The following is a 26,301-nucleotide window of genomic DNA, read 5'->3' on the forward strand; positions in this document are numbered from 1 at the left end:
CCCTGGCCAGCACACTCATCTGGCTCGAGACGTGATCGACAAGACGCTACCTAGGCCTTCTTCACCTCGGACGGCTGAGGCTGGCGCGCAGCGGTGAAAGCGTGACGTACGCCGGATCAAGGTGGCGCGGTGGGTCGGCCTACCGCCTGACCGTACGTCCCGGCCCGCCGATCCGCCCTGCGCGCCGCGATGTGTGGCTGGCGTCCCGGTGGCGGGCGTTCACGCACAGCGCGGGGACTTTGTGGGCTCAGAGGTCAGCGGCCCGATGTCTACGGCGTCGCTGTTTCGCGTCGCATCTTTGCTGATTCGGCAGCTCGGGCCGCGGCGCTGGCAGCCAGTGCGAGCAGGAGTGCGATGGCGCCGGTGATGACGTTGTTGGTGATGGTCTTGGTGGTGCTGACGTCGCCTGCCACCACCCAGGGCGCGATGATCGTCCATGCACCCAGGAGGCAGGCTCCCCAGGCCATGCTGTGAGTGCGTTCGTAGGCTCGGCCGAAGCCCCCGCTCATGAGCAGGGCGTAAGCGAGGCCCACGAGGAGGTTGTTGACGGCGAGGGTGGACAGGCCGTTGAACCCAGTGATCCACGGGGACGCTGCCAGGTAGATACCGGTGAGGAAGGCCAGCATGCCGACGGCCTGGCCTTGCGGGGTGCTCGTGGCGCGTTCCGCGATTTCGTGCCGTTGGCGCATGTCGACGATGTCGGGGTGGGTCTCTATGGACGGCCCGTGAGAAGTGGTCATTGCTGTCACCTTGGTGCAGAAGGGGGCATTTCTCCCATCGGGTACCCAGTGGGCGAAGCTAAACCAGCGTGAAGAGAGATCGCCCGGTTCGGCACGCCCATGATCCGGCCCAGTTCGGCGTCCCGCTACGGGGCAAGGCGCGGAGCGCCCTCACGTGCCTGGCGGCCGGGGTGGCGCAGAAGCTGCGGTGACGGACACAGGGCGGTCATCGCTCGAGTACCGAAGTGGTGGCGGGTCGGCCTCAGCTCGCATTCGTCAGAGACACCAGGATGGTCGGCGTTCGCCGCCCATGTCCTGCGGCTCACACCCGCCCTCGCCCTGTCCCTCTTCGCCCGGCGCGGCGCCGGGCGGCTGTGTGGCACGGGTGTGCATCAGACGGGCGAGCATCAGGCGAGTGAACAGTTCGGTCCGGTGCGCTGCCCGGACAACTCGCGTAGGGCACGCTGGAAGGGGCAGCTGTGGCCGGGCGCCAACTGTCCCAGCCTGGGAGAGAGCGGTCCGGACCATACCGATGACCCGCCCTTCGGCTCTGACGAGAGCTGATCGGGCATTTCAAGGCCAGTGCTTCGGCCCTGTCGCATCGGTGGCCCGAACAGCAGCGACGGTCAGCGCCGTCCCGGTAAATGACCACTGCTAGCACGAGGACCGGGAAGGAGTCGGCAATGCGACGTCGTAGCCGAGGGCACATCGCCATCGCTTCGATCGGATCCTGCCGGCGAAGTGACGGGACCGGCTGTGGTTGACCGGGCCGCGGCCGCTCTGGCACTGGTACGGATGGTCCAGGCCAGCCATACAGTCACGCTGGAGCAGCTTCCGGACCTGGTCGCCGAGCACGCTGCCGAAGCCGGGCTGCACGACGTGGCTGTCTTCGTCGTCGACATCCGTGAGACGGTGCTGCGTCGGCTCACCGGCAAGGGAGGCGACGCCGCGGACGGAGGACAGGAATTCACCGTCCAGGGCAGTTTGGCCGGCCAGGCATACCAGCGTGTGGATCTGCTCGCCGAGCCGGCGTCGGGCGGTGTGCCGGGCGGGCGGCGGCGGTGGTGGGTGGCCGTCACCGATGGTGTGGAGCGTCTGGGCGTGGTGCGGGCCGACAGCGTCACCGACGACGCGCCGACCCGTGACATCTTGCGCGATCTGGCGTCGATGACGGCACTGCTGCTGCTCAGCAAGCGCTCCTTCAGCGACTCCTACGCCCAGCTGGTACGCACTGAGGCGATGAACGTCGCCGCCGAGATGCAGTGGAACCTCACCCCGCCTCCCGCCTATGCCGGACGCGGGGTCACGGTCGGCGCGGTGATGGAGCCCGCCTACCAGATGGGCGGCGACGCCTTCGACTACGCCGTCGCCGGCACCACGCTGCATCTGAGCGTCTTTGACGCCATGGGCCACGACACGACCGCCGGTATCACGGCGAACGTCGCCGTAGCCGCCTGCCGCAATGCCCGCCGCCAGGGCGCGTCCCTGGCAGAGACCAGCGAGCAGGTGGAACAGGCACTGCTCCAGCAGTTCAGCACGAGCCGCTACGTCACCGGCATCCTGGCCGCCCTCGACATGGCAAGCGGGCGGCTGACCTGGATCAACCGCGGCCATCCCCTGCCCATCCTCATCCGCGACAACCGCTGGACAATTGAGCTGGCCTGCCCGCCGGCCGGACCCATGGGGGCCGATCTGGGCCTGCCGGTGACCGAGTGCACCGAGCAGCTACAACCCGGCGACCGCCTGTTGTTCTACACCGACGGGATCATCGAGGCCCGTGACGCCCACGGTGACGAGTTCGGCCGGGACCGGTTCGTCGGCTTCATCCGCCGCCACCACGCGGGTCGGCACACCCTGCACGAAACCCTGCGCCGGCTCATGGCGGCCGTCATGGAACACAACGACGGGCGCCTCGCCGACGACGCCACCGTCCTGCTCACCGAGTGGCGTGGCGGCCACCAGGACGAGCTGACCCCATGAGTCACACCAGCTCAGGCAGGATGATCACGTGAGCACCGACCCGTCTCGCTGACGCACTGCAACCGCTGATCGACCGCGATGCTCACACGGTGCTGATGGACCTGTCCGGCGTCGACCAAGTCCTCGACAGCTACCCCTCCCCGGAAGCCGCACCGGGCTCGCAATCTCAGGCCGGTGGAGCCGCCACTGTCCGCGCGCGTCATGCCGGGCCCGCGGCGCGTCGTGCAGCGCGCGGGCCTTGGACGACTTCCCCACCTAACCTTGCGCACAGCCGTGTCGAGACGACGTCGCGCGGATTCACCGCGCTGGCGGCAGATCAGCGTGGGGCGTGCAGGAATGGGACGCGGGTGGTGGTGCAGGCGGCGGTGGCGGGCCTGCCGGTCCAGTGCGGGCACGCGGTGGAGGAGGCGCCGGACGGGAACGGCATCGTGGTGCCGGCGGAGGGGCCGGCGGCCGGTGGGTGACCGCCTACCCAGTCTCGTCCGGTCAGAGCTGACGGCCGCCCAGCGTCCCCGCCGGGGTTGTCGGCCAGCACGATCGCCGTGGTGATCCGCCTGCCCACCGGTTCGCGTTGGATGGCGAAGCTCTGGCCGACGGCTACGACGATCTCCAGGCCGTGCTGACCGATGCGGGTCGGGCGCGAGGGTCGCGGGCGGGGTGGGGTTGCTGCCCCAGACGGTCACCTCGGTGGCGCCGCCGTTGATCTCCAGGGTGAGCAGGCAGGGGCCGGGTGCGTACTTTGCGAGCGTTGGTGACCAGCTCGCTGACCACGAGCTGCACCATGTCCGTCGCGCGTCCGGACACCGGCAGCCCGGGCACAGCCTGCGCATCGGTCAGGAAGCTGCGGGACCAGGTCGCGGCGAAGGCGACCTCCTCGCTGCCATCGAACGCGCCGGACACCGAGATGACGTCCCCCAGCAGCGATTGCCCGTCGTCGCCGCCTGCTGTCTGCTCCATCCGGTTCGCCCTGTCCCCGCCCCGTGCCTGAATGTGCTTCGGCCCGTTCACCCCCGAACCCTCACATCAGGCGGGGGCAGGGCGGGCAGGGGTGGTGTCGGAGCCGTCGTCCCTCGCCCCGGGCGGGCCGCCCTGCCGAAGGGGCCGTCCTGGCCGGGCAGAGCCCCGAGAAGGAGGTTCCTTTCGTACATTGAGCGCCGTAGATCACGCGTTCACGCTCCCCGCCATCTGGCCTGGAACGCTCCCCACAGTCTGGAGGGGGCGAAGTCGGCGTGCGCTGTTCGACGGCCTCCGCATACGCCTGCCGCTTCTCGTGCTCGACGAGTGCCCGGTAGACGCTGGACAGGCTGGGCTCGCGTTCTGTCCCTTGCGCTTGCCTGTCGGAATGATCAGCTCGGGCCGGATCTGCTGACCGTCTCGCCGTTCGCGCGGCGGCGCAGGACGGTGTGGAGCATGTCGTCGGTGATGACTGGGGGCCGGCCGCCGTGCCTTGCCCGCTGGGCGGGATCCTCGGACATGAGCCAGCCGGCTAACCGCTCCAGCTCCGCAGGGGCGTCCGGGCGCAGGGCGCACAGCGGTGCCGGCTGTTGGTTGAGGCGCTGGTTGACCAAGTACCAGGAGGTGCCGGTGGAGGTCCGTTGCCCGGTGACCATTTCGTAGAGCACGCAGCCCAGGGAGTACATGTCGGTGCGGCAGTCGAATGTGCCGCACAGGGCCTCGGGGGCCATGTTGGCGGGGGTCCCGATCAGGACGCCGGTGGTGGTGATGTCGTGCCGGGCGTCGCTGCTCCTGGTGATGCCGAGGTCGACGACTGTGACCTCGCCGCTGGAGCGGACGATGATGTTGGACGACGCCCTCCCATCCCCAAAGACGCATCCCAGCGGACCGTCCGCGCGGACCTGCAACCCGGCGATGGTGGTCTCAGCCCACCCGCGGCCCTCATCACACGCCATACCTCGTCGTCTACGCGACCTGGCCGAACTCGCCCCGGACACTCCGAGCGGAACCCGTAGCAGCGACGCTTTGCACCGGATCGTAGGCTGCGGGCTATGAACGAGACCCAGCCCCCAACGCCCCACGACGCCCTCGAACTGCTGCTGGCCGGTAACCGGCGCTTCGTCTCAGGCACCCCCGAGCACCCCAACCAGGACGCCACCCGCCGCACCGAGATCGCACCGTCCCAGCAACCGTTCGCCGTCCTGTTCGGGTGCTCCGACTCCCGGCTCGCCGCCGAGATCATCTTCGACCGCGGCCTGGGCGACCTGTTCGTGGTGCGCACCGCGGGGCATGTCGCCGGTGCAGAAGCCCTCGGTTCCATCGAGTACGGGGTGAGCGTGCTCGACGCCCCGCTCGTCGTCGTGCTCGGCCACGACTCGTGCGGGGCCATCGCAGCCGCCTGTGCTGCCGCCGACGGTGGCACGGTGCCCGGTGGCTTCGTCCGGGACGTTGTCGAACGGGTGACCCCGAGCGTGCTGGCAGCCCGCGCCGCAGGACGCGGGACGGCCGAAGAGATCCTGGCCGAGCACATCGAGCACACCGTGGACCTGCTGCTGGAACGCTCCCGCGCCCTGGCCGAGCGGGTGGCCGCCGGCCGTCTCGGCGTAGTGGGGCTGTCCTACCGGCTGGCCGACGGCAGTGCACAGCTCGTCGCCGCCCGCGGCCTCGATGCGGCAGTGCCCACCGCATCCTGACCGCCTCAGCCGTGGTGCCCCGGCGTGATTTGCCCGGTCGGAGGCGCAATGGCGGGGCGGCTGCCGGAGGTTCCGGCGGTGACGGACTACCTCCCACGACAGCGGGACGCGCTCGCGGTTGACGGCGGCGCGTCCTGCCCGTCGTGGTGACGTTGGCGGAGGTGACACGACGCTCGCGTGTCATGGTCCCCTGATTGTGCACCGGCGTCAGGGGCAGTGTTGGCGCTCCTTGGTTGAAGCTGGCCACTCCCGCTCGTCGCGCCATTTGGTTGCCAGCTCAACCAACCCAGCCCGGGGCCTGGCCGGGCATGGGCCGCTGATCTCGCGGTCGTGTCCTCCGGCAGGTTGCTTGTTCGCTTCCTGCCGCGTGGCGCGCTTGGATGTCCGGGTACGTCCAAATGTGCAGCGGGGAGGCGGGAAGGGCAGAGCCCGTCAGGGCCCGGAGGCTGACCGACCAGGCTGGCCAGCAGTTACAGCGGATCATGCGCCGGGGCAGCACGAGTGCGGTGCGCTATCGCCGGGCCATGATGGTGTGCCACCACCCGCCCCACCAAGCTCGGGCAGCCCTTCACCCGCTGGTCGATCCGCAAACTCGCCGCCTGCCCGCGCCAGGTGCACGGACACGTCATCCGCATCGGCCGGGAAACCATACGGTGCCTGCTCCTACGCCATGGCATCACCTTCCAGCGGACCAAGACCTGGAAGGAGTCCCCCGACCCAGAGCGCGACGTCAAGCTCGACCGGATCGAGCACGTGCTGGAGTACTTCCGGGACCGGGTATTCGCGTTCCACGGATTCGGCCCACCCTACTTCCATGGCTGCTACTCCGTCGGCGACGACCGTCTGTGGGGCGTCAACCGCCGCCGCAAAGGCACCGCCAACTCTCCGCTCGTACCGGCGCGGACATCCGCCGCTGGGCGAAGAAGAACAAGGCCGAGCTGTGCTTCACCCGACCTATGCGTCCTGTGCCAACCGATCGAGGCGCACTTCGGCCCGCTGCGGCGGACGTCCCCTCGCCAAGGCCGCATGACCAGACGGCCAGGTCTGGCCGAGCACACTGGTTGGCCTTGGCCGCGAAAGTCAGGCGTCGAAGCGACGACGGGCAGCCTCGATGTGATCGAAGTACCGGCGGGTCCAGTCGCACATCCCGTCGACCGTCGCTCGCAGAGCCTGACCCGGCTCTGTGAGGGTGTATTCGACCCGCGGCGGGATCGTGGCATGCACGGTCCGATCGACCAGGCCGTTGCGTTCCAGCATGCGCAGGTTCTGGGTGAGCATCTTGTGGCTGATTCCCTCGATCTCGTTCCGCAGCTCGGTGAAGCGCAAGGTGCGGTCACCTAGACCCTCGACGATCAGAAACGCCCACTTGTTGGCGACGTCCGAGAAGATCTCCCGCGCCAGAGAGTCCGCACGCGCCAGGTCTGCGTCCTCGGGCGAGCCTGTGAGCTGCTTGGTCACCATCAGGTTCTCCAGTCACTGAAAAGTGCGTTCTTCCACGTCAGCGACCACTCTCCTATGGTTCCTGAGTAACCACAAGAGACCCAGAGTGTCCTGGTCGGGGCGGACCCGAACCCGCGGACGCTCAGACGAGGAGACAAGCACAATGGCCATCACCTTTGTGAACCCCAGCGGATTGCCCAAGATCGATGTCTACCGACAGGTGTCGATCGCATCCGGGTCGAGACTGGTCTTCATCGCCGGGCAGGTCGCCTGGGACGCCGATGGCATCACGATCGGCGAAGGCGACCTTGCCGCCCAGGTCGAGCAGAGCTATCTCAACGTCGGCACGGCCCTGACGGAGGTCGGTGGCTCCTTCGACGACGTGGCGAAGCTGACCTTCTACGTTGTCGACTGGACCCCTGACAAGATGCCGCCGCTCCTGGAAGGAATCTCCAGGGCAGCCGCGAAGCTGGGGATCACGCCGGCCCCGCCGGCCACGCTGATAGGTGTTGCGGCATTGGACGTCCCCGACCACCTGGTCGAGATCGAAGCCACCGCGGTCCTCGACTGAACTGAAGAGACGGCATGCCCTCACTGAGCGCCGAAGTGGCCAACTGGCTCAGTCGCAAGCGTGACCTTCCCAGTCACGGCTGGCTGCCTGAGTGACCGTGTGGGCGATCTCCGTGCGGAGTACCGCGTGCTGTTGGGGCTAGTCGCTCGCGGACGCGTGAACCCGAGGTAACTCAGCCTTCCACTGGTGAACGTCCAGGTCACTGCCGATGGCGTCCGCGACGCCCCGGTCATCGTCGACGCTGGTCAGTGTCTCGTCGGTGAGCAGACGGCCGAGCGGGTCGGTGCGCAGCCCGCTCTCCACCGCCAGATCGGGTACGCCGAATCCTGCGGCCCAGATGGTCAGCGCGCTCGGACGCACCGCACCGTCGGCAGGGCCATCGGCGGAAGCATCGTCGAGGACGACCGCGTCCTGCCGCACCTCGCTCACCGAGATTCCCTCGAGTACGGCGACACGGTGCCGGGGCAGCCAGGTGGCGATGTAGCGGCGACCGGCCGCGCTGAACGTAGGTGCCAGGGTGCGGCCGCACACCAGCGTGACCGCGCGTCCCCGCTCGGCCAGTTCGGCGGCCGTCTCGATGCCGGTCAGCCCGCCGCCGACCACGGTGACTGGAGCGTCGCGGGGCAACTCCTCCAGCCTGGCACGCAGCCGCTCCGCGTCCTCGCATTCGGCAAGGGATACGGCGAATTCGGCCGCGACGGGCACGGATGGCGGTGTTGTCCCGATGCTGCCGACCGCGTGGACGACGTAGTCGTAGTCCAGGGCGCTGGCCGACGCCAGCCGCACGCGGCGTGCGGCGGTGTCGATGAGCGTGGCGCTGTCAACGACCAGCTCGATGCCGTCACCGAGCAGGGTGCCGTAGTCGATCGTAGCGTCGCCGGTACGGGCCACCCACTGGTGCAGCCGGATGCGCTCGATGAACGTCGGGCGGGGATTGACCAGCGTGACGCCATTAAGGGTCCGCCTGCTGGAAGTCGGTCGGTGGCGTGTCGGGGAGCAGGCGGGTGAGGTCGAAAGTGGCGGGGTTCATGTCGGCGGCCATGAGCAGCAGCCGCAGCGGCTGGGGACGCAGTCCCGTAACGGTCGTCCGGCGGTCCGGGCCGTCAAGTCTGGTGGGGGTGAACAGGAGGTGGAGGCCGGCGACGTCCATGAAGGGCGTGTGGTTCAGGTCCCACAGCAGGTCACTCACCTCGGCCGGCAGCGCCTCCGCCGCGGCGCGCAGCGGGGGCAGGGCGTCGAAGTCGAGGTCTCCGCACGGGGTGATGCGGGCGGACCTGCCGTCGATGGTGGTGGTGATGTGCATGCTGGGCGCGCCCCGTTCCGCAGGGGTTGGTGAGCCCAAAGGCGAAGCACCCCCGAGGAGGGAGGCTACGACGATGGCGGGTGCCGGGTGCCCGGGATGGGGGCAACGCCCGGCTCCCGAAAGACCGGCACCCCGGGCGGGAGTGTCGGCCGGTCTCGTTGTCTGCCCACCGTCGCATACTCCCGCCCGAACCCGCGACTCCCCGTATGGGGGACGTTCTGTGAGGCCCGCGCCACCCGTACGGGGCGCCGCGTGGACGATCGCCCCGAAGGCGCGACGGTCGAGAGCCGTTAGTACGGCAAGACCTCTCCTCGATGCTCATCTGGGCACAGTGATATCGGGGTTGGGGTCGCGCCCCGGCGGCGAGCAGCGCAGCAGGCAGCCGCGGTGCTCTCGCCGTATCCCGCGCAGGCGGGCACTCGCGGCTGGGTTCCCAGAGGCCGGTAGCTAGCATCCTCTCCTGCCTCACAGCCGACAGCGGAGGGCGAGGAGCCCGTTCCGCTGGAGTCAGCAGCTGCTGCCGGGGCCGCTTCATAGCGCAGGCGAGTCATGGTTGACATGATTTGGTCATGGACATGCGTAGGGCGGCCGCGTGGTTCTGGGCGTTCGTGTGCGTAGCGATCATCGGGGTCGTCGCAGCGTGGGGTGCGCCGGGTCTTGAACGGGGTGATGTCGACCCACTAAGCGCGGTAATCGCCTTGGCGGGACTCGCGGTAGCGGTCTGGTCAGGGTGGATGTCCTTTCGGGGACTGCGCCACCAGGAGAGCGACGCGGTGGCGATGGCCAGCCAATTGGCACGGGCGGTGCTGCGAGCGGAGACCGGCGCGCGGGTGCAGTTGCTCGGCGGGGACGGCCTAGTGATCGACGTGCCGTTCGTCTTCCGCCCGGGTGCGGCCCGCAACGCCGCCGGTGCCGCCGTGGAGGGGCGATTGAGCGAAGTGGTGAGTTACTACCGTCGGCTGCGGCCAGGGCGGTTGGTGATCACCGGGGCGCCAGGGTCCGGTAAGACTGTGCTCGCCCTCGAACTCCTCCTGGCACTGCTGGAGGAGCGCCAGCCGGAGGACCCGGTCCCGGTGCGAATGCCACTCGCTTCCTGGGACACACTGCCTGTTCTCGACCCCGGTACCGGGACGAGCACAGGTGGGGAGGCCGCGCTTGGCCCGGACGAAGCGGTGCAGGTGGTTCGGGCTTGGGTGTGCCGGCATCTGGTGCGCACCTACCGGATGCGTCCGGCTGCCGCCGCGGCGCTGATGGACGCGGGGCTCATCCTCCCGGTGCTGGACGGGCTGGACGAAATGGATGCTGGGGACATGCCGGGATACGGCTCGCGGGCCCGGCAGGCGCTGGACGTGCTCAATGTCTTCCAGCATGGCCGGGCGAAGGCAGGCCTGGTGCTGACCTGCCGCAGCGGGGAGTATCAGGCGCTGGAAGCCTTGGACGTATGGGCCCAGGACGCCGCGCGGGTGGAAATCGGCCAGGTCACCCCAACCCAGGCCGGCGTGTTCATCCAGGGACGGGTGGGCAACACGCCACGCTGGCTGGAAGTTCTGGACGTCCTCGACCAGGCCCCGTCCTCGCCGCTGGCACAGGCTCTGACCACCCCATGGCGGCTGACCGTGGCCGTTACCGTCTACGAGCAGCGCCATTACACGGGCGCGTACCTGCACTCGCCGCAGGCTCTGCTCGATCCGTCACTGGCCACCGACCGCGCGGTCCGCGACCATCTGCTCGGGCTTTACCTCCAGGACGCCACCGCCCGGCACCGCACCCCACGTGGTGGCGTCTACGCTCCCGCCCAGGTCCGGGCCTGGCTGGGAGTGCTGGCTGCGTATCTGAACACCAATGCCGTCACCGGGCGCACGGTGGCCAGCCGGACGCTGTCCAGCATGGATCTGGTCCTGCACGAACTGTGGCCTTTGGCAGGCAGCCGCCGCCCCCGTATCACTTACTTCGCCTTCCTTGCGGCACTGTTCCTTACGACCACGACCCTGTTCTTGTGGACCCTTGGCGCCGAGCTCGCCGGCAGCAACACCTTCGACGCGGCCCTCACTGCCGCCGTCATCGTCGCTGTGGCCTTCTGGTTGGCTGACAGCAGGTTGCTGCGAGAATGGCGAGAGACCCCTTGGTTCGTCCCCGCGGCGCTGGCCCCCGCGTGGCGGACCTCTCGACAGCCTGGATCGACACTCGCCCCGTTCAGCTCGCTCGGGGCGTTCGAGGCCGTGCTCGCTGTCATGTTCAGCGATAGGGATCCCCGTGCGCTCGTGCGTGCCGACATCGTCCCGGCGGTTCTGCTTGGGCTGGTGTTCGGGGCAGTGACCGGTCTGTCGTTCGGGCTGCAGTGGGGGCACAGAACAGTGCTTGGATTCGCGATCGGGCTCACAGTCGGGGCGGTCACCCTCGGAGATGCGGGCGCTCGCTATGTCGCCCTGCTGCTGTGCACGCGCCGCGGCCCCCAGGCACTGCCCTGGCGCCTGGACCGATTCCTCCGATGGGCCACCGATGCTGGCCTGGTAAGGCGCGCCGGCATCGCCTACCAGTTCCGCCACCGCGAACTCCAGGACTGGCTCGCCGACCCCGCCAACCACCCCTGACGGTCTCCGCGGCCCCGGCGTTATCCGCCGGCTGGCCATGCACGGAGGTGGCCCACCAGGATTCGGCCGCCCTACCGCCGACTACATCCAGCCGCTGCCGTACGACGGCGCGAGCGCATCGCATCGCATCGCATCGCAGCGCAGCGCAGCGCAGCGCAGCGTCGCCTGACGGAACAGGGCCTCGCCTCGGTCTTCGACAGGCAGGGCCCTCATCAACGTCCGTGCCTCCGGGCTGCGGATCGTCCCCGTTTGCCTGTATGTCGCCAAGCCATCGGGAGGGCATCGCGGGCCTACTACGACAGGGAGATCGCCCAGGGAAAGCACCACACCCAGGCTCTGCTCTGGCGCCAGACGCCGGGCCGACGTCCTCTTCGCGATGCTCCGCGACGGAACCTTCCACGAACCGCAGCCCGTTCGGGCTGTCACTCCGCAGACCTAGGCCCTGTCGTTTGGATCATCCCGGCGTCGCGGGGTCTGGCACGCCCATCTGCCGCGTTGTCGTCAGTCGCCGACGCGCCGCGTCGACTCCCTCCTCCGCCTTGCAGCTGCACGCACCAGACCCCGCTCGACTCGGCCAGGACGCACCGTCCCTCACAGCCGGGCTGCTCCAAACGACAGAGCCTAGACCATGGTCAGGAGATGATCCGTCGGTTCGTAGTCGATCTTCCAGTCGGCACAGACCCCGCAGAACCCATCCTTGACGCACCGCAGGCCCACGGTCACCCAGCGGACGGATCCGCCGCGGCCGAGCGAGAACGCGACCGCGGCCTCGAACTCCTCGCTCCCGCACGGGCAGCCGGCCGCACCAGGCTCGTCGTCCTCCCAGGACTCCTCGTTCCGGTACTCCTCGCTGTCCGCGAACGCACGGCTGCCGCAGCCCGAGCACCTTCGTTCCGCGCCGGACGCGTTGGCAAGCACGAAGAACACCCGACCGCCGCACCGCTCGCAGACGGAAGGAGCGATCTTCACCGGGCGGCCGTCGACCGCCTCCCGCAGGAACACCGCGAGCTCGCCGGGGACACCCTCAGCAACCTGATCATCAGCATGCACGGACACATCGTTCCAGACGCCCCGGCCCCACACCCGGCCAACTTGACCAAGGACATCAGGCCCCCCGCTCGCGCGCGGACGTGATCGACCGCACGCGGTCTCCCGCGGCGAGCGACGCGTACAGTGTGCACGGGCGCGGTGAGATCATGAGGAGTCTGTGTTGACCGCGGTCAGCCTTGAGCACGCCACCGTCCCCGCCGACAACGGCGAGGTGACGCTCCTGATAGCCCGTCGGGTGGAGCCCGGCCACGAAGCCGCCTTCGAGCGGTGGGCGAAGGGCATCCTCGAAACCGCGGCAACGTTTCCCGGCCACCTCGGGTACGGGCTCTTCCGCTCCTCCGGCGGCGACGCGCCCTGGTTCCTCGTCCACCGTTTCCGGGACACGGAGGCCTGCCGGACCTGGCAGGAGTCGCCCGAGCGCGCGGCATGGTTCGCCGACTGCGACGGACATCATCACACCGAGATCGCCCGACGGACACTGACCGGCATGGAGACCTGGTTCGCCAAGCCGGGCTCCACCCGGCCCGCACCGCCCCGGTGGAAGATGGCGATCAGCGCGACCCTGGCGATCTACCCCATCTCCGTCCTCGGCGGCCTCTTCCTCACGCCTCACCTCACCGCACTCCCCGTCCTGCTCAGCAGCGCGGTCGTGGCCTGCGTCTTCAACGTCCTCATGACGTACGTCTCGATGCCGGCCGTGAGCAGACTCCTGCGCGGCTGGCTCACCTCGTAGTGCCGGCGGCTCATGCCGTCACCGGCACATCGCACGTCACGCCTCATCGGGGCGTGAATGATCCGCCAGGCTCAGCAGCAGGTGTGCGGACTCCGGGTGGTAGATGTCCGAGTGCGCGCCGGAGCGGTTCAGCCGGTTGTGCCGGTAACGCCAGCTCGCGTCGATGTTGACGAAGACGTGGTCCAGCGATGTACGTGGGTACGGGGTGTCCGCCCGGAGCAGTGCGGTGCGCCACACGTCATTGGGCGCGAGTGTGTCCGCCGCGGCGGACAGGCGCATGCCGGAATGGCCGATCCCCGGTGCCTTCTCCCCGATCAGGTGCCACAGGCCGGCCGCTCTGTCGTAGCGCGAGTAGGTGAAGACCAGGGGACCTCCGACCGGTGGCATGTGTCCGCGTGGGCCCGGCCGCAGGTACTTGAACAGGGAGTCGAAGGCGGTGACGGGTGCCGCCATCTGGAAGACCGTCAGGGAGTCGACGGTGAACGGGCGGGACGGGTGGGTGGGGACGCGCCAGCCGAGGGTGCCTCCCCTGCCCGCCTCAGCGGCCCAGGTCACCGCCTCGCACAGGAGACGGCCTCCGAAGGAGTGCCCGACCAGGTGCAGGTACTGGCCGTTGCGGGTGCGCAGGGTGTCCGCCGTGGGGTCTCCGCGTTCGGAGTGGAGGTAGCCCAGCAGATGGCCGATGACATGCGGGGCGTATCCCTTGCCCCGGGCGCCCATGGCGTGTGCCTGCTCCCGGATCGTCTCGTATCCGGCGAAGGAGAGGCGGGAGGAAGAGGGCCAGCACACTACGACGACCCACGGCGCGTACCGCCGGTCGAGCCTCGGATAGAGCGGGGCCCGGCCGGCCCTCTGCCGCTCCATCAGGCCCATGAGCCGGAGCGCGCTGCTGATCGCTGCCGTACCGCTGGTCCGCCAGCCGTGCACGTACACGATGATGTCGGTCGCCCAGGGCGGCGGAGTCAGCCGGTCCGCGAGGTGCCGGCTCAGCCGGTCCGCGCGTACGGGTTCGCCCGACGGATTCAACAACCAGCCGTCCGCGTCCAACTGGACCACCGCCAGGGAGCCTGGTGGCCCTGCGAAGCGCTGGGACGCCGGGCGTCGGGCTCGCCACCGCTGGTGTCCTTTCACCGGGCATCGGCACCTTTGCGGGCGACGGGAGCGAGACGGCTGTCGAGCCCGCAGAACAGGCTGTACGCCAGCGGCAGGGGGTTGCGGTGATTCTTGGTGAACCAGCGCACGGTCTTCAGGAGCGCCGCGCCCGCGGTCTTGCCCCCGCAGATGTAGCGGGTCAGGAACCGGAGGGCGAACTCGGCTCCCACCACCCGGGGCATGGCGATCTGTGGGGCCAGTACGCCCAGCGCGCCGTGCTTGATGAAGGTGCCCGCGAGATCCGCGAAGCCGACGGTCGCGGGTGCACCGGCGAAACAGACGTTCAACAGGACCAGGGGATGGAAGAAGATCACCTCTGCGTCCTCGGCGTTGGCCTCGGTGTGCGGAGCGCGGTACTGGTCGAGCATGGTGGCGTTGAACTTGGGCGCGTCCGACAGCGACAGACTCAGCCACGTCCGGTCGCCTTGCGCGGTGTACTGCCCGTGGCAGAAGAAGTACATGATGTCTTCGTCGAGGTCCTGCAGGGCCAGGTCCTCAAGCAGCTCGCTGCGATACCACCGTTCCGTCAGATCCGTGCGCTCGTCGAGCAGTGCCTGTACCTCCGCCGCCCCGGCCACGGACATCAGGTCCTCGTCGGCGTTGAGGCTGCTGACGGGCTCGGTCCGCTGGGAGACGTACCAGTAGTCCGTGAGGTAGGACTTCTTCGCCGTCTCGATCTGGTGCCGCCAGCCGAGGAAGAGGCTGAACGGGTCGGCGGTCAGACGTCCTCCCGCCAGCGCGCGGCCGGTGTCCAAGGCCAGCATCGGCCACGGTATGTCCAGGTCGGAGTCGAAGCGGATGCGCAGGTCCTGTCGTTCCAGCACTCCCAGCAGATGTCTCCGCAGGCGGACCAGCTCCGGGTCGCTGCCGGCGAGCAGCTGCTTCAGCAGATGTGCGCCGGCTCTGGCGAGGTCCGTGACCTGGGCCAGCAGCTCGGCCCGCGGACGCCGGCTCAGGTCGGTGAGGTTGGTGTGGGGCGCCACCTCCAGGGGCCGGTGCTCACGGCCGACAGGCTGGTACTCGACGAACTCCTGCCATCGCGACAGGAGCTGAGCGGCGAGCCCCGCGATGTCCTCGACCTTCGCGCTCAGTTCGGCCTCGTAGGAGTGGGTGCGGGGTTGAGCGAGGATCCTGGAGTCGTCGCTCCACATCATGATGGTGGCGTTGACCGCGCCGTGCGGTCGGCGGATCGTCACGGTCAGCTGCCTGGGACCGCAGACGGGCGGTGCGGGGAGCAGCCGGTAGCCGCGGCTGGGGTCCTGTGCTGCGGTCATGTCGACCTTGTAGTTCAACGGTTCAGCGCTCCGGTTTGCCGCGCCGGGCATGGGAGAGTCGGGCGGGTGCTGCCCCGGCGTTCACCGTGGCGTCGAGTTCCTGGAGGACCACGCCGTAGGCGCGGTGGTAGACCGTGATGCGCAACTGGTGACGGCCGGGCTCGTGAGCCGTGAAGGTGAAGGCGGCCGGCTGGTCGCGGGGGGTCTGCGGCCGGTAGATCACGCATTGCGGGCGGACCGTCGCCCCGGTGGAGCGGGGCGAGACCACCAGCATGAGCTCGTCGGCGGGCCTCGCGTCACGGGTGGTGGACGGATGCCACGGGTGACCGGCCGGTACGTCGAGGGTGAACTCCATGGGCGTCGGCACACCGACTCCGACCGGGGTCTGCCGGATGGTCAGACTGGGTTCGCACGGTGGCAGCCGGGCCACGGCGTCACGGGTCCCTGTCCCCCGGCTGTGTCGCCGCCGGGGCCTCGGCCGTGGTTCGGAAGGCGGCGGAGCCGGCGGGACCACTGCCGGCTCGGGGTCCGCCTTCACTTTCAGTCGCAGGTAGGCCCACAGGTGCAGAGTCACGCGGGCCCCCACGACGACCGACCCGGAGGCCGCTCCGAACACCGCGGCCGACGCGACGAAGGTCAGCGCGTCCGGAGTCGACCCCTTGTTCGCCAGGTGCAGTCCCAGCGCGGTGACGACCGCGCCCGTCAGGAAGCTCGCCACGACACGGCTGGTGATCGTCGCGAATATCTGCAACGAGACCGCGCGCAGCCGCTGGATGACGGTGCGGCGCGGCCGGTTGGCGACCGCCCAGTGTCCGGCGGCCAACGGTTCGTGCTGCTGGGCGAGCCGCCGCAGGGAGACCAGGGACGGCCCCACCGAGGTCCGCACCCCCGGACGCGGCGACAGCAGCTGCTCCAGCAACCGGCTGAGTTCCAGCTCGCCACCGACCTTGGGCGGTCGGGCGTCGTACAGCTTCCTGGTCCAGTGGGCCTTGCGGATCAGGGCACGGGTGGGGCTGCGGCCGGACACTGCCTCGTACAGCGTCATACCCATGGCCCACAGATCACCCGAACGGGTGGGGGGCGGTGGGCAGTCGGCTTTCCGGTTCGCCCACTCCGGCGGCGTGTACGGCGATTTCGGCCGCCAAGGCCGTACCCACGGCCCTGTGGCGTCGTTCGGAGCGGGCTCCAGTCCATAGCCCGCGAGGGCAACCGTACGATCGGCCCGTAAGAAGATGTTGCGGGGCTCCACTTGGCCGTGGACGGCTCCCGCCTCATGTAATTCCCGGAGTGCCGAGGCCACCTCGGCGCCGAGATGACTCACCTCGGCCGCTCCGAGGTGCCCCCGCTGCCGCATCAGGTGGTGCAGCGTGAAGGGCTGGACAGGGTCCATGACGATCCACAGCGAGCCCTCCTCTTCGAAGAGTTCGTGGACGGCGAGCAGATGACTGCGGTCCTCGGCCGCGACCGGACGCACCTGTTTGGCGAGGTCGCCCGGGAGCGCGACGACGTCCTTGCCGTGTTCTCTGCGCTTTCGCGCCGTCCGTGTGCCCCGCGGGCGCAACTGCTGGATGAAGACCTCTTCGCGCTCCTGCTCGTCGAACGCTGACCAATAGGTCAAGCCGTCGTGCTCTTCCCACGACTCGTTCAACCAGTACCGGTCGCGGAGCACATCCGGATCGCCGCCAGTCATGCACTCCCCCCCTGGTTGCGCGAGCCGCGGAAGCGCGCCGCGCAGATGAGGAAAGCGTAGTGGGCGAAGCCGGGTGGCGGGACCGCGTCCGGGTTGTCGATCACAGCGGGCCAGTGGGGTGTCAGCCCGCTGGTGGCCTCGGCCGCGGACGTTCGGAGCCGGTGGGAGCCAATGAATCCGGCGCCCGGAGCAAGAAAGCGGAATAGGGCGCACCGCACCCGATGCTCGCCGTGGACGGCCGCCTGGAAAGAGGGCTGACCGCCGCCTTTTCCGGAGGGATCCCCTCCCCTTCATGGAATCCCGCAGACTCGTCCGACAACGAATAGCGCACCGCAAGGTACGCGCCAGCGGCGCATCTCGGCCAAATCTGCGTCGGAGACGACGGAAAGCTCATCTCCGGGCCGACGCAGTCATATAGTCGGACCGCAAAAAGCGATCGATAAAGACGGGTCAAGGCGGCGCTTGCGCCGCCTTTCCGTCGTGCAAAGCATTACCGACGGACCGCAAGGACCCGTTTCGCACGGCCCATTCCACGCACTTTCGGTTTCGCTTTCTCGCACGGAGGAGCTCCCATGTCCGACCTCGCGCGCACCGCACTGGACCTCCAGGACCTCGACCTGGACCTCAGCGACCTCACCGTCACGGCCATGCGCGACACCGCCGCGCTGCCCGAGGGCGGGGCGTCCTGGGGATCGTGTTCCTGCCAGGGCTCGTCGTCCTGCGCCCAGCCCCAGCCCCAGCTGGAGACCGGCGTCGTCGACGCCGGCTGATCCGCACCCCACCCACACCACCGCGACATACCGGACCGCAACGCCAGAAGGGAGAAGCCGATGTCCGACACCAGCTCCACCCCGGGCCTCGACCTCGCGGACCTCGACCTCGGGGACCTCACCGTGACCTCGATGCGCGACACCGTCGCGCTTCCCGAGGGCGGCGCCTCCAACGGCGCCAGTTCCTGCTCGTGCAGCTCGTCCTCGTGCGCGCAGCCGCAGCTGCCCGTACCGCTGTAGGTCCCGGTCACACCGAACCGTCGGCCGTGCGACCCGTGACACGCCACGGGAGCACCTGACCGGCCGACGTGCGTCGCGGGCCGTCCACCCCCCGGTGGCCGGCCCGCGATGGTGCCGCACCACGGGAACCACGGGCACGAAGGGACGGGACAGCCCATGCCGCACACCGCGAGCGCCGACACACCGCCCGGGCACGACAGTTACCTCGTCGACTCGGCGCCGTACGCCCTGGTACGCGCCACCGTGCTGACCTGCCCCGCGCAGTCTCCGGCCACGGCGGCGTTCCGTGCCGCCCTCGCCCGCCTCACCTCGCTCGAAGTCGCACTGCGCGCGCTCCGCGAGCCGCTCTGCGACGACCTGTACGCCAGCCGGTCCGGCCACGGCGAGCAGTTCCACCGCGATGTCGTCCTGCCGCTGCGCCGCGCACTGCACAACGGGCGCGAGCCGCGGCCCGCGGTGCTGGACCGCCTGGACGACCTTCCGCAGCGTGTGCCCCGGCTGGCGTCCTGGCTGTCGCTGCGCGACCGTCGCCGAGCCCTGGTGACCGAGCTGGGCGGCGCCGCCGAACCGGCACTCGCGGCCGAGCGGGCGGCCCTCGCCGCCCTGTGCCGGGAACGCGCGCTCGCCCGCGCCGTCGCGCTCACCAGCGGCGACCTGTTGCGCGCGGTCGAACGCGCCGGCCGCGGGGCCGACGACCGCAAAGCCCGCAAGGAGGAGCCCACGGTGCTGCGCCACGCCCTGCGGGCCGGCACCAAGACCAGTCCCCTCTCGTGGTTCACGGCCGTCGGCTGGGGCCGGTTGGCCCCACCGCGCGCCGGCCGCCCGCGCGTGCGGTCGTGGGGCGAACAGCCCCTCCTGGGCGGCCCTCTGCACGCGTCGGTGAAGGTCAACCGCACCCTGACGACCGCCCTGGCCGCGGCCCTGCTGGCCGACCCGCGCCACGGCGCCGGGCTTCCGCACCGCGTCACCAGCACCGCGCGCGTCTCCGACGGACGCGCGACGTACGCCCGCGACCGGGTCGCCTTCGCCGGTGGCCGCTACCTCGTCACCGACGAGGACGCGGCGGAGGTGGCCTTCAGCGGGCCCCTGCGGCTCCTGGCCCCGTACGCCGCCGCGCCCGCGCCGCTCGACGAGATGGCGGAGCTGCTCGCCTCTGCCCTGGCCGGGGCGCCCGACAGGAACCGCGCGGCGGCGCTGGCCTTCCTCGAACGCCTCCGGCAGGCGGGTCTGCTGGTGCCGACCGATCCGGTCCCGCCGCAGGACCCGGACCCGGCGGGCCGGCTGGCCGCGTGGCTCCGCACGCTCCCCGGCGTCGGCGAGCAGGGCCCCGAGGCGGCCGGCCGCCTCGCGGACCGGCTGGCGGAACTGTCCTGTGACACCTCGGCGTTCGCCTCCGCGCCCGCGCCGCGGCGCCCGGCCCTCCTCGCCGGGCTCGCCGACGGCTGGACCCGGCTGCTCGCCGACGCCGGACGGCCCGTCCCGGCGGGCTCGGCACCGCTGAACGTCCTGTCCGAGGACGTCGTGGCCCCACGGCCGGTGCCGCTCGACGGGTTCCTCGACGGGGCCGACCACGAGGCCCTGGGCGAAGTCACGGCGCTGGCCGAGGTGTTCGACCTCGCACATGTGATGCGGCGGGCGGTCCGCGACCGGTTCGTGGAACGGTACGGCGCAGGCGGGAACTGCCCGCACCCCTGGGAGTTCGGCGCCGACGTGGAGGAGGCCTGGGAGCGGGCCGCCCGCGTCACCGCGCCGGGCCGGGAGGATCCGGCCGGGTTCCCCACCGGCGTCGGGGCGCTCATGGCCCTGCGCGCCGAGCTGACCGACGCCGTGCGCACCGCCGCGGCCGGTTCACCGGACGGCGCGGAGGTCGTGCTGCCGGCCGACGCCGTCAAGGGCCTGGGCGAGCGGCTGCCGCGCTGGGCCGTCGAACGCCCCCTGAGCTACGCGTACTTCCTCCAGCGGGACCCGGACGGCGGGCTGCTCTGCGTGAACCGCGTGTACGGCGGCTGGGGCCGGTTCACCAGCAGGTTCCTCGACGTGCTCGACCCCGACGCGGCCGAGGACGTGGCCGCGCAGCTGCGCCGCGGCCTCGGACCGGGCGCGCGCGCCGCGCAGATGCGACCGGTCGGAGGGTTCAACGCCAATCTGCACCCGCTGCTCGTACCGGACGACATCGGGCCCGACCGCCGCTGGACCTCGCTGGCCGAGGCGGACGTGGAACTCTTCCACGACGAGGCCGGCGACCAGGTGCGGTTCCGGGTCACGGCCACCGGCGAACCGCTCGACGTGCTCTACCCCGGCTTCCTCGCCCCGCTCATGCTGCCGCGGCGCATCGCGGCGCTGTTGTCCGACCACCCGCACGGCGTGGTGGACTTCCGATCGCTGCCGCCCCGGCACTCCGTGGACGCCCCGGGCGGCGAGGTGATCGTCGCCCCCCGGCTGCGCCACCGGCACGTCGTCCTGCACCGCCGCCGGTGGAGCCTGCCGGCCGGAGTGGTGGGAGCCCTGCACGCCGAGCTGACGGCGGCCCCGGGGACCCCGGTGGAGCCCGCGGCGCGTTGGCGCGCCCTGCTCGGCCTGCCCGACCAGGTCTTCCTGCACCCCGCGCCCACCGCCCCCACCGGCCGGGTGACCGAGGACTTCCTGGCGCACCTGCGCCGCCCCAAGCCCCAGTTCGTCGACCTGGGCAACCCGCTCCACCTGCGCTGCCTGGCCAAGTGGCTCTCCCGCCACCCCGGCGGCGCGGTCCTCGAGGAGGCGTTGCCCGCGCCGGGCGGATCCGCCGTGCCGACCCGTGCGGTGGAGCTCGTCACGGAGACGTACCGGGCGGGGAGGTCACGATGACGTCCAATCCGATAGCGGGTGGGGAGGCGGCGGTGACGTCCACGCCGATACCGGGCGGGAAGAGGGCGATGACATCCACCCCGATGCCGGGCGGGAAGACGGCGATGACATCCACCCCGATGCCGGGCGGGAAGACGGCGATGACATCCACGCCGATACCGGCGGACGGCGGCGCCGACGAGGTGCTCGACGTGGTGGCGTACTACCACCAGCCGGTCAAGGCACGGTTGCTGCGGGAGGCGGTGCTGCCGCTCACGGCGGAGTGCCGCAACCGAGGCCTGGCCGCGCACGTCGAACGGCACTGGCTGCACGGCCCGCACGTGCGGCTGCGTCTCCGGGGCGCGCCGGCACGGCTCGGGCCGGCCGCCGAGCACGCGGCACGCGCGCTGCGCGACTGGGTCGGCGCCCACCCCTCGCGGCGCGGCCTCACCGACGCCGAACTGCTGGAGCAGGCCGCCCGCAACGGACGGGCCGAGCTGGTCGCGCCGCCGTACGACCCGATCGTGCCGGACAACACGGTGCGCCTCGAACCGGTCGACCTCACTCCCCTGCGGCGCCTGCTCGGGGACGACGGCGCGGCGCTCCGCGACGACCTGCTGAGCGGCGGACTGGAAGCGCTCCGCGCGGGCGCCGGGTTCCTCGGCGAGCACGGCGACGTCGCGCAGGCGCGCGTGCAGCTCGCCGTCACGGTGCTTGCCGCACACGCGGCCGCCCACCCCGGCGGGCTCGCCGGCGGCCATTGGTCGTACGTGTCCCACCTCGAGGACTTCCTCGTCCACGACGACCCCGACGGCCGGCTGCGGGAGGGCTTCGAACGGCGCTGGGAGAGCGCGGGCGACACGGTGACCGCGCTGGTCGGCCGGATCGCCGGGGGCGCGGCACGCGGGTGGGAGCGCGACTGGGCCCGCTGGTCGGCCGCCGCCTGGCGGCTTGCGCAGGACCGCTACGACGCGGGAGCCGACCTGCACGGCGATCCGCTCCGGTACCAGGAGCGCGCGGCGGCAACCGGGGACGCGGAGACGACGGAACGGTGGAGCCGGGACCTGCGTACCCGCTACAGCGAGTTCCACCGGCTGCTGCGGCGCTCCGACCCCGAGGGGACGATGTGGAGCCGCCCCGACTACCTGGTCTACCGGGCCTGCACCAACGCCCTGTACCGGCTCCTCGCGATCTGCGACGTCACGCCGCTGGAACGCTACCTCGCCGCCCATCTCGTCGTCCGTACGGTGCCCCGCCTGACCGGGTGCGACTGGCGCGCCGAGATGGCGGCGGCGGTCGACGCGAGGGAGCGCGGAGCATGACCAGTCCCCCGGCGCCCGGAACCCTTCCGGCGAACGTCGTCCGGGCCGGTGGCGCCACCACCAGTGAGGCCGTCGGCGGCACGACGGAGCCCGCCCTGCCACGACTGCGCCCCGATGTGGCCGTCACCCCGCTGCGGGCCGGACTGCATCTGCGCGGACGGCGCGGCAGCGTCACCCTCGAGGGCAGCACGGCGCTGCCCGCCCTGTGGCGTCTGCTGGAGGAGCCCTTGCGCTCGGGCGACGCGGAGGAGCTGGGCCGCAGGGCCGCGCCAGGCACCCCGGTACGCAAGGCGCTGGACACGCTCGTCGAGCGTCTGCGGGACCACGACCTGGTGGTGTCGGCGCCGACCGGACGCGCCGCCGACTGGGTCGCGGCGACGGCGGTGCGGCCCGCCGACACCGCCGCCGCGCTGGCGGCGGCCCACGTGGAGGTCGCGTCCGGCGCACCGCGCGGCCCGCTGGCGGAGGCCGTCTCGCGCGCGCTGTCGGACGCCGGGGTGGCGTGGTCGCACGCCGCGGACCCGGCGCTGCCCGAGGACGTGGTCCTGCTGCGCGAAGCCGGGGGCGGCCGGCGGGCCGTGGCCGTCGGCGGGGTCAGGGGCGGCAGGGGATACGTCACGGCCCCCGGCAGCCCGGAGCAGGTCGCCTCGGACGCGGCCGCGCTCGCCGCGCACCGGTCGGCGGACTCCACCCAAGCCGGTCCGGACGCGCTCGCCACACACCAGCCGCCGGACGCCACCCAAGCCGACGCGGCCCCGCCCGCCGCGCACCAGCCGCCGGACCCCACCAAAACCGACGCGGCCCCGCTCACCGCACATCGGCCGCCGGACGCCACCCAAGCCGGTCCGCACGCGCTCGCCACACACCAGCCGCCCGACCCCACCAAAACCGACCCGGCCCCACTCGTCGCATCTCGGCCGCCCAAGACCGCCCCGGCCCCACTCACCGCACACCAGCCGCCGAAGTCCGCCGAAGCCAGCCCGTCCGCGTTCGTCGCGCTGCTCGGCGGCTCCGCGGCGCAGCGGCTGCTGTGCGCGGTCGGCGGGCTGCCGGATCCGGCGAGCGAGGGGGACGACCCGCGGCTGGTGCCCGGGCTGCCCGCGGTCCTCGTGGCCGACGCCCGGCCCCTGCGAGCCGAATACCGCAGCTGGCTGGGGCCGGGCCTGATCGACGCCGACCGCCGCGCCCGCCTGGAGCCGGCCCGGGCGCTCGCCGAGGTGCTGGGACGGGTGTCGGCCCTCACCGACGAGCGTGTCGGGGTCCTGCCGGGCCCGGCGCCGGGAGCCCTGCGTCAGTCGCCGGTACCGCTCGCCTCGTGCGAACTGCCGGAGGGCAGCGTGCTGGCCGGCGCGGCGCGCCTGGATCTGGCCCGCCTGGAGGCGTTCTGCCGGGCCGCGGAGCTCCGGCTGGCGGGGCGCGCGTCGGTGGGCGCGGATCCGGCGCACGCCCTGGGGCGCGCCCTGCGCGAGGCCGCGGCGAAAGCCTTCCCGGCCGCGGGCGCGGTACTGCCCGAGGCGCACTGGCGCGAGCATCCGCAGGCCGGCCACTGGTGGACGGCGCTCACCGGACGCCTCGGCACGCCCGCCCGGCTGGAGGTGCGGCGTCTCGCCGACGAGGAGGCGTACTTGGCCGTCGTACGCGGCGGGACCGATGATTCGGCCGCCCACGGGCCCGTCCTCGGCGACGCGGTGGAGGCGACGCCGGGCGACGCGGCGGCGTTCGCCGCCCTGTCGGCCGCCGCCGCGGTCGGCTCGGCCGCCCAGGGGCTCGTCGTCGGGCACCTCTGCCGGGCGAGCGGCGCGGTGGCGCCACTCGCCGCGGCGGACACCCGGACGGCCCCTTGGGAGGACAGGGGCTGGACCAACGGCTGGCTGGCAGACCTCGCACTCCGGGAGGCCGCACTGCAGAACGTGCTGCGACGGCTGACCGGGCTGCGCGTCCGGGAGCCCGGCGACGCCGCCCCACCGCTCGTCACGCGACTGCGCGCATTCGGCTTCTCGGTGCTGTACGGCCAGGAGGAGGGGCGGTGAGTCACGCCGGACGTCCGGTCCTCGGCCCGCTGCCCGTGCCGGTGCTCGACGCCGAGGCCGCGCTCGCCGCGACGGCGGGCCCGGCGGTCGTCCTGCTGACGCAGTGGACGCTGGAACTCGCCGAACGGCTCAGCCGCCACGCGCTGGCCCACCCCGTGCGCCTCGTCCCGGTGCGATTCGACGGAGCCCTGGCCGTCGTGGGGCCGGTCCTGCGTCCGGGCGCCGCCGCCTGTCTGTCCTGCGCCGAGTACCAGCGGCTGGCCACGACGGGCGGGCGGGTGCCGTGGCACAGTCCGGCTCTGGCCCTGGCGGGGGCTCCCTCGGCCGCGCTGGGCGGAGCGACCGGCGTACTCGCCCTCGAACTGCTGGAGGCGGCCGACGGCGAGTCGCCGGGACCACGGCCGGACGCGGACGCCACCGCCACCGCCACCGCCACCGCCACCGCCACCGCCACCGCCACGGTGCACCTCGTCCATCACGGCCGCGCCACCTGGTCCACCCACCGGGTCCGTCCGGTCGGCGGCTGCGCGGTCTGCCGGCCGCTGCCGGACGACTCGGCCGCCGACGTCGTACCGGTGCCGTCAGGCCCCCGTCCGCTGCCCGACCCCGCGGTACTCCGCGGCGCCAACCCCCGCACCGGGGTCGCGGAGTTGCGCGATGCGCTGCACGACGAGCGGTTCGGCCCGGTGCGCCGGCTGTTCCGCAGCGAGGACTCCGCCTTCTGCCTGACGACGGCGTTCGTCACGGACGGACGGGCGGTGGACGACGGCGGGTACGGGCGGGCCGGCGACTTCCGCACCAGCGAGCGGGTGGCGCTCTTCGAGAGCGTCGAGCGGTTCGCGGGCATGCGGCCGACCGGCCGGCGGACCCGGCTGCGGGCGTCCTTCGGCGAACTCGGGCCGGACCGGGCCGTGGATCCCGTGCGCCTGGGGCTGCCCGACCCCGCCTACCACGGCCATCCCGCCTCGCGGACCGTCCCGTACAGCCCCGATCTGGAACTGGACTGGGTCCACGGCTGGTCCCTCACCCGGCGACGGGCCGTGGCGGTGCCCGAGCACGTGGCGTACTGGGACGTGCCGGGCGACCGGCCGCGCGTGGTGTACGAGTCCTCCAACGGCTGCGGGCTGGGCAACAGCCTGGAGGAAGCGGTGCTCTACGGGCTGTTCGAGGTCGCGGAGCGCGACGCGTTCCTGATGGCCTGGTACGCCGCCACCCCGCTCCCCCGCGTGGAGCCGCCGCCCGAGGACCTGGAGACGGCCCTGCTGGCCGACCGCGCGGAGCTGGCCGGCTACCGCCTCGTGCTCCTCGACGCCACGAACGACTTCGGCGTCCCGTCGGTCGTCGCGGTCTGCCGGTACGAGGGCTCCCACCCCGGGGCTCCGAGGATGCTGCTGGCCGCCGGCGCCCACCACGACCCGCGCGTCGCGATCCGTTCGGCCGTGGCGGAGGTGGTGACCAACGTCCTGGAGTCCGCGCACCGTTCCGGTCCCGGGAGCGCACTGCGGGACCCGGCGCGGCTGCTCCCCATGCTCGACGCCCCGGAACTCGTGGTGACCCTGGACGACCACGTGGGGGTGAACTCCCTGGCCGAGGCGGCCCCGCGGCTGGCGTTCCTCTTCGCCGACACCCCGACCCGCTCCGTCGCCGAGGCCTGGCCCGGCGCGCCGGAGCCGGTGGCGGACCTCGGCGTGCTGCTCGACGCGACCGTGCGGCGGCTGGCCGGCGAGGGCCTGGAGGTCATCGCCGTCGATCAGACGGAGCCGGGGCTGGGGGACCGGTTCGGCCTGCACTGCGCCAAGGTCGTCGTGCCGGGCTCGCTGCCCATGACGTTCGGCCACGTCAACCACCGCACCAGGAACCTGCCGCGCCTGCTCCGGACGCCGTACCGGCTGGGCCGCACGGACCGGCCGCTACGCCCGGACGACCTCGCGATCCACCCCCACCCCTTCCCCTGACCCGGCTCCT

The 26,301-nt window shown here is 71.6% G+C and carries 21 protein-coding genes and 3 pseudogenes; 13 read left to right on the forward strand and 11 right to left on the reverse strand.

Annotation, left to right across the window (positions count from 1 at the left end; genetic code table 11):
- Window positions 1–269: 269 nt before the first annotated feature.
- Window positions 270–740, reverse strand: a complete 471-nt coding sequence (locus AMK31_RS07245; protein WP_198948443.1) for an SPW repeat protein — start codon at window positions 738–740, stop codon at window positions 270–272.
- 774 nt (window positions 741–1,514) lie between these two features.
- On the opposite strand from AMK31_RS07245, the gene AMK31_RS07250 reads away from it, so the two are divergent.
- The gene (locus tag AMK31_RS07250) at window positions 1,515–2,699 is read left to right on the forward strand and encodes a PP2C family protein-serine/threonine phosphatase (RefSeq protein WP_073940091.1); all 1,185 of its coding nucleotides are present in this window, start codon (window positions 1,515–1,517) and stop codon (window positions 2,697–2,699) included.
- Window positions 2,700–3,198: 499 nt separating this feature from the next.
- On the opposite strand, the pseudogene AMK31_RS07255 reads toward AMK31_RS07250, so the two are convergent.
- Together AMK31_RS07255 and AMK31_RS40930 are read right to left on the reverse strand one after the other, a co-directional pair.
- A pseudogene (locus AMK31_RS07255) lies at window positions 3,199–3,656 on the reverse strand (ATP-binding protein); the annotation flags it as partial.
- 389 nt (window positions 3,657–4,045) lie between these two features.
- A complete protein-coding gene (locus AMK31_RS40930; RefSeq protein ID WP_079186746.1) occupies window positions 4,046–4,609 on the reverse strand; it encodes a protein kinase domain-containing protein in 564 nt (187 codons plus the stop codon).
- 96 nt (window positions 4,610–4,705) lie between these two features.
- On the opposite strand from AMK31_RS40930, the gene AMK31_RS07265 reads away from it, so the two are divergent.
- Together AMK31_RS07265 and AMK31_RS41365 are read left to right on the forward strand one after the other, a co-directional pair.
- Window positions 4,706–5,347 carry a carbonic anhydrase gene (locus tag AMK31_RS07265; RefSeq protein ID WP_073939571.1) on the forward strand — a complete coding sequence of 214 codons (642 nt, stop codon included), beginning with the start codon at window positions 4,706–4,708 and terminating at the stop codon, window positions 5,345–5,347.
- Window positions 5,348–5,745: 398 nt separating this feature from the next.
- A pseudogene (locus tag AMK31_RS41365) lies at window positions 5,746–6,352 on the forward strand (IS630 family transposase); the annotation flags it as partial.
- Between the two features lie 75 nt (window positions 6,353–6,427).
- Here AMK31_RS41365 and AMK31_RS07275 read toward each other — a convergent pair.
- Window positions 6,428–6,808 carry a winged helix-turn-helix transcriptional regulator gene (locus tag AMK31_RS07275; protein ID WP_073939573.1) on the reverse strand — a complete coding sequence of 127 codons (381 nt, stop codon included), beginning with the start codon at window positions 6,806–6,808 and terminating at the stop codon, window positions 6,428–6,430.
- Window positions 6,809–6,950: 142 nt separating this feature from the next.
- Here AMK31_RS07275 and AMK31_RS07280 point away from each other — a divergent pair, with 142 nt between their 5' ends.
- Window positions 6,951–7,358, forward strand: coding sequence for a RidA family protein (locus AMK31_RS07280; RefSeq protein ID WP_073939574.1), 408 nt, complete (start codon window positions 6,951–6,953; stop codon window positions 7,356–7,358).
- Between the two features lie 138 nt (window positions 7,359–7,496).
- Here the strand turns inward: AMK31_RS07280 and AMK31_RS07285 are convergent, their stop codons facing one another.
- Together AMK31_RS07285 and AMK31_RS07290 are read right to left on the reverse strand one after the other, a co-directional pair.
- Window positions 7,497–8,300, reverse strand: a complete 804-nt coding sequence (locus tag AMK31_RS07285) for an NAD(P)/FAD-dependent oxidoreductase (protein WP_079186747.1) — start codon at window positions 8,298–8,300, stop codon at window positions 7,497–7,499.
- Window positions 8,301–8,310: 10 nt separating this feature from the next.
- Window positions 8,311–8,661, reverse strand: a complete 351-nt coding sequence (locus tag AMK31_RS07290; RefSeq protein WP_073939575.1) for an STAS domain-containing protein — start codon at window positions 8,659–8,661, stop codon at window positions 8,311–8,313.
- A 779-nt stretch (window positions 8,662–9,440) separates the two neighbouring features.
- Between AMK31_RS07290 and AMK31_RS07295 the strand changes: the two genes are divergently transcribed.
- Together AMK31_RS07295 and AMK31_RS39685 are read left to right on the forward strand one after the other, a co-directional pair.
- On the forward strand, window positions 9,441–11,252 hold the full coding sequence (locus AMK31_RS07295; RefSeq protein WP_241842604.1) for a hypothetical protein: 1,812 nt from the start codon (window positions 9,441–9,443) through the stop codon (window positions 11,250–11,252).
- A gap of 279 nt (window positions 11,253–11,531) precedes the next feature.
- A pseudogene (locus tag AMK31_RS39685) lies at window positions 11,532–11,691 on the forward strand (IS110 family transposase); the annotation flags it as partial.
- Window positions 11,692–11,873: 182 nt separating this feature from the next.
- Here the strand turns inward: AMK31_RS39685 and AMK31_RS07305 are convergent.
- Window positions 11,874–12,302, reverse strand: a complete 429-nt coding sequence (locus tag AMK31_RS07305) for a hypothetical protein (RefSeq protein WP_073939577.1) — start codon at window positions 12,300–12,302, stop codon at window positions 11,874–11,876.
- A 157-nt stretch (window positions 12,303–12,459) separates the two neighbouring features.
- On the opposite strand from AMK31_RS07305, the gene AMK31_RS07310 reads away from it, so the two are divergent.
- Complete coding sequence (locus tag AMK31_RS07310) at window positions 12,460–13,035, forward strand: antibiotic biosynthesis monooxygenase (protein ID WP_241842563.1); 576 nt, start codon at window positions 12,460–12,462, stop codon at window positions 13,033–13,035.
- Window positions 13,036–13,071: 36 nt separating this feature from the next.
- Here the strand turns inward: AMK31_RS07310 and AMK31_RS07315 are convergent, their stop codons facing one another.
- The 3 genes from AMK31_RS07315 to AMK31_RS07325 all read right to left on the reverse strand — a co-directional run bounded on the left by AMK31_RS07315 (window position 13,072) and on the right by AMK31_RS07325 (window position 17,151).
- Complete coding sequence (locus AMK31_RS07315) at window positions 13,072–14,091, reverse strand: hypothetical protein (RefSeq protein WP_241842564.1); 1,020 nt, start codon at window positions 14,089–14,091, stop codon at window positions 13,072–13,074.
- Window positions 14,092–14,162: 71 nt separating this feature from the next.
- Window positions 14,163–15,461, reverse strand: coding sequence for a hypothetical protein (locus tag AMK31_RS07320; RefSeq protein ID WP_143204215.1), 1,299 nt, complete (start codon window positions 15,459–15,461; stop codon window positions 14,163–14,165).
- A gap of 22 nt (window positions 15,462–15,483) precedes the next feature.
- The gene (locus AMK31_RS07325; protein WP_158074524.1) at window positions 15,484–17,151 is read right to left on the reverse strand and encodes a serine/threonine protein kinase; all 1,668 of its coding nucleotides are present in this window, start codon (window positions 17,149–17,151) and stop codon (window positions 15,484–15,486) included.
- Window positions 17,152–17,723: 572 nt separating this feature from the next.
- Here AMK31_RS07325 and AMK31_RS07335 point away from each other — a divergent pair.
- The 3 genes from AMK31_RS07335 (at window position 17,724) to AMK31_RS07345 (ending at window position 21,005) form a co-directional block, all read left to right on the forward strand.
- Entirely contained in the window at window positions 17,724–17,921 is a 198-nt protein-coding gene (locus AMK31_RS07335) for a thiazolylpeptide-type bacteriocin (protein ID WP_073939582.1), read from the forward strand.
- A 60-nt stretch (window positions 17,922–17,981) separates the two neighbouring features.
- Window positions 17,982–18,161, forward strand: coding sequence for a thiazolylpeptide-type bacteriocin (locus AMK31_RS07340; RefSeq protein WP_073939583.1), 180 nt, complete (start codon window positions 17,982–17,984; stop codon window positions 18,159–18,161).
- 156 nt (window positions 18,162–18,317) lie between these two features.
- Entirely contained in the window at window positions 18,318–21,005 is a 2,688-nt protein-coding gene (locus AMK31_RS07345; RefSeq protein WP_073939584.1) for a lantibiotic dehydratase, read from the forward strand.
- Here the strand turns inward: AMK31_RS07345 and AMK31_RS40620 are convergent.
- A complete protein-coding gene (locus tag AMK31_RS40620) occupies window positions 20,971–21,156 on the reverse strand; it encodes a hypothetical protein (protein ID WP_158074525.1) in 186 nt (61 codons plus the stop codon). The genes AMK31_RS07345 and AMK31_RS40620 overlap by 35 nt on opposite strands.
- Here AMK31_RS40620 and AMK31_RS07350 point away from each other — a divergent pair.
- The 3 genes from AMK31_RS07350 to AMK31_RS07360 are packed head-to-tail and all read left to right on the forward strand — an operon-like array spanning window position 21,146 to window position 26,291.
- Window positions 21,146–22,306 carry a lantibiotic dehydratase C-terminal domain-containing protein gene (locus AMK31_RS07350; protein WP_158074526.1) on the forward strand — a complete coding sequence of 387 codons (1,161 nt, stop codon included), beginning with the start codon at window positions 21,146–21,148 and terminating at the stop codon, window positions 22,304–22,306. The two genes, AMK31_RS40620 and AMK31_RS07350, sit on opposite strands and share 11 nt — an antisense overlap.
- Window positions 22,303–24,336: a hypothetical protein gene (locus tag AMK31_RS07355; RefSeq protein ID WP_073939586.1), complete on the forward strand. Its 2,034-nt coding sequence runs from the start codon at window positions 22,303–22,305 to the stop codon at window positions 24,334–24,336. Before AMK31_RS07350 ends, AMK31_RS07355 begins: the two co-directional genes overlap by 4 nt.
- The gene (locus AMK31_RS07360) at window positions 24,333–26,291 is read left to right on the forward strand and encodes a TOMM precursor leader peptide-binding protein (protein WP_079186751.1); all 1,959 of its coding nucleotides are present in this window, start codon (window positions 24,333–24,335) and stop codon (window positions 26,289–26,291) included. The genes AMK31_RS07355 and AMK31_RS07360 overlap by 4 nt, the downstream gene beginning before the upstream one ends.
- The last annotated feature ends 10 nt before the right edge of the window (window positions 26,292–26,301 follow it).

It is taken from the genome of Streptomyces sp. TSRI0107, assembly GCF_001905845.1.
Lineage (GTDB): Bacteria > Actinomycetota > Actinomycetes > Streptomycetales > Streptomycetaceae > Streptomyces.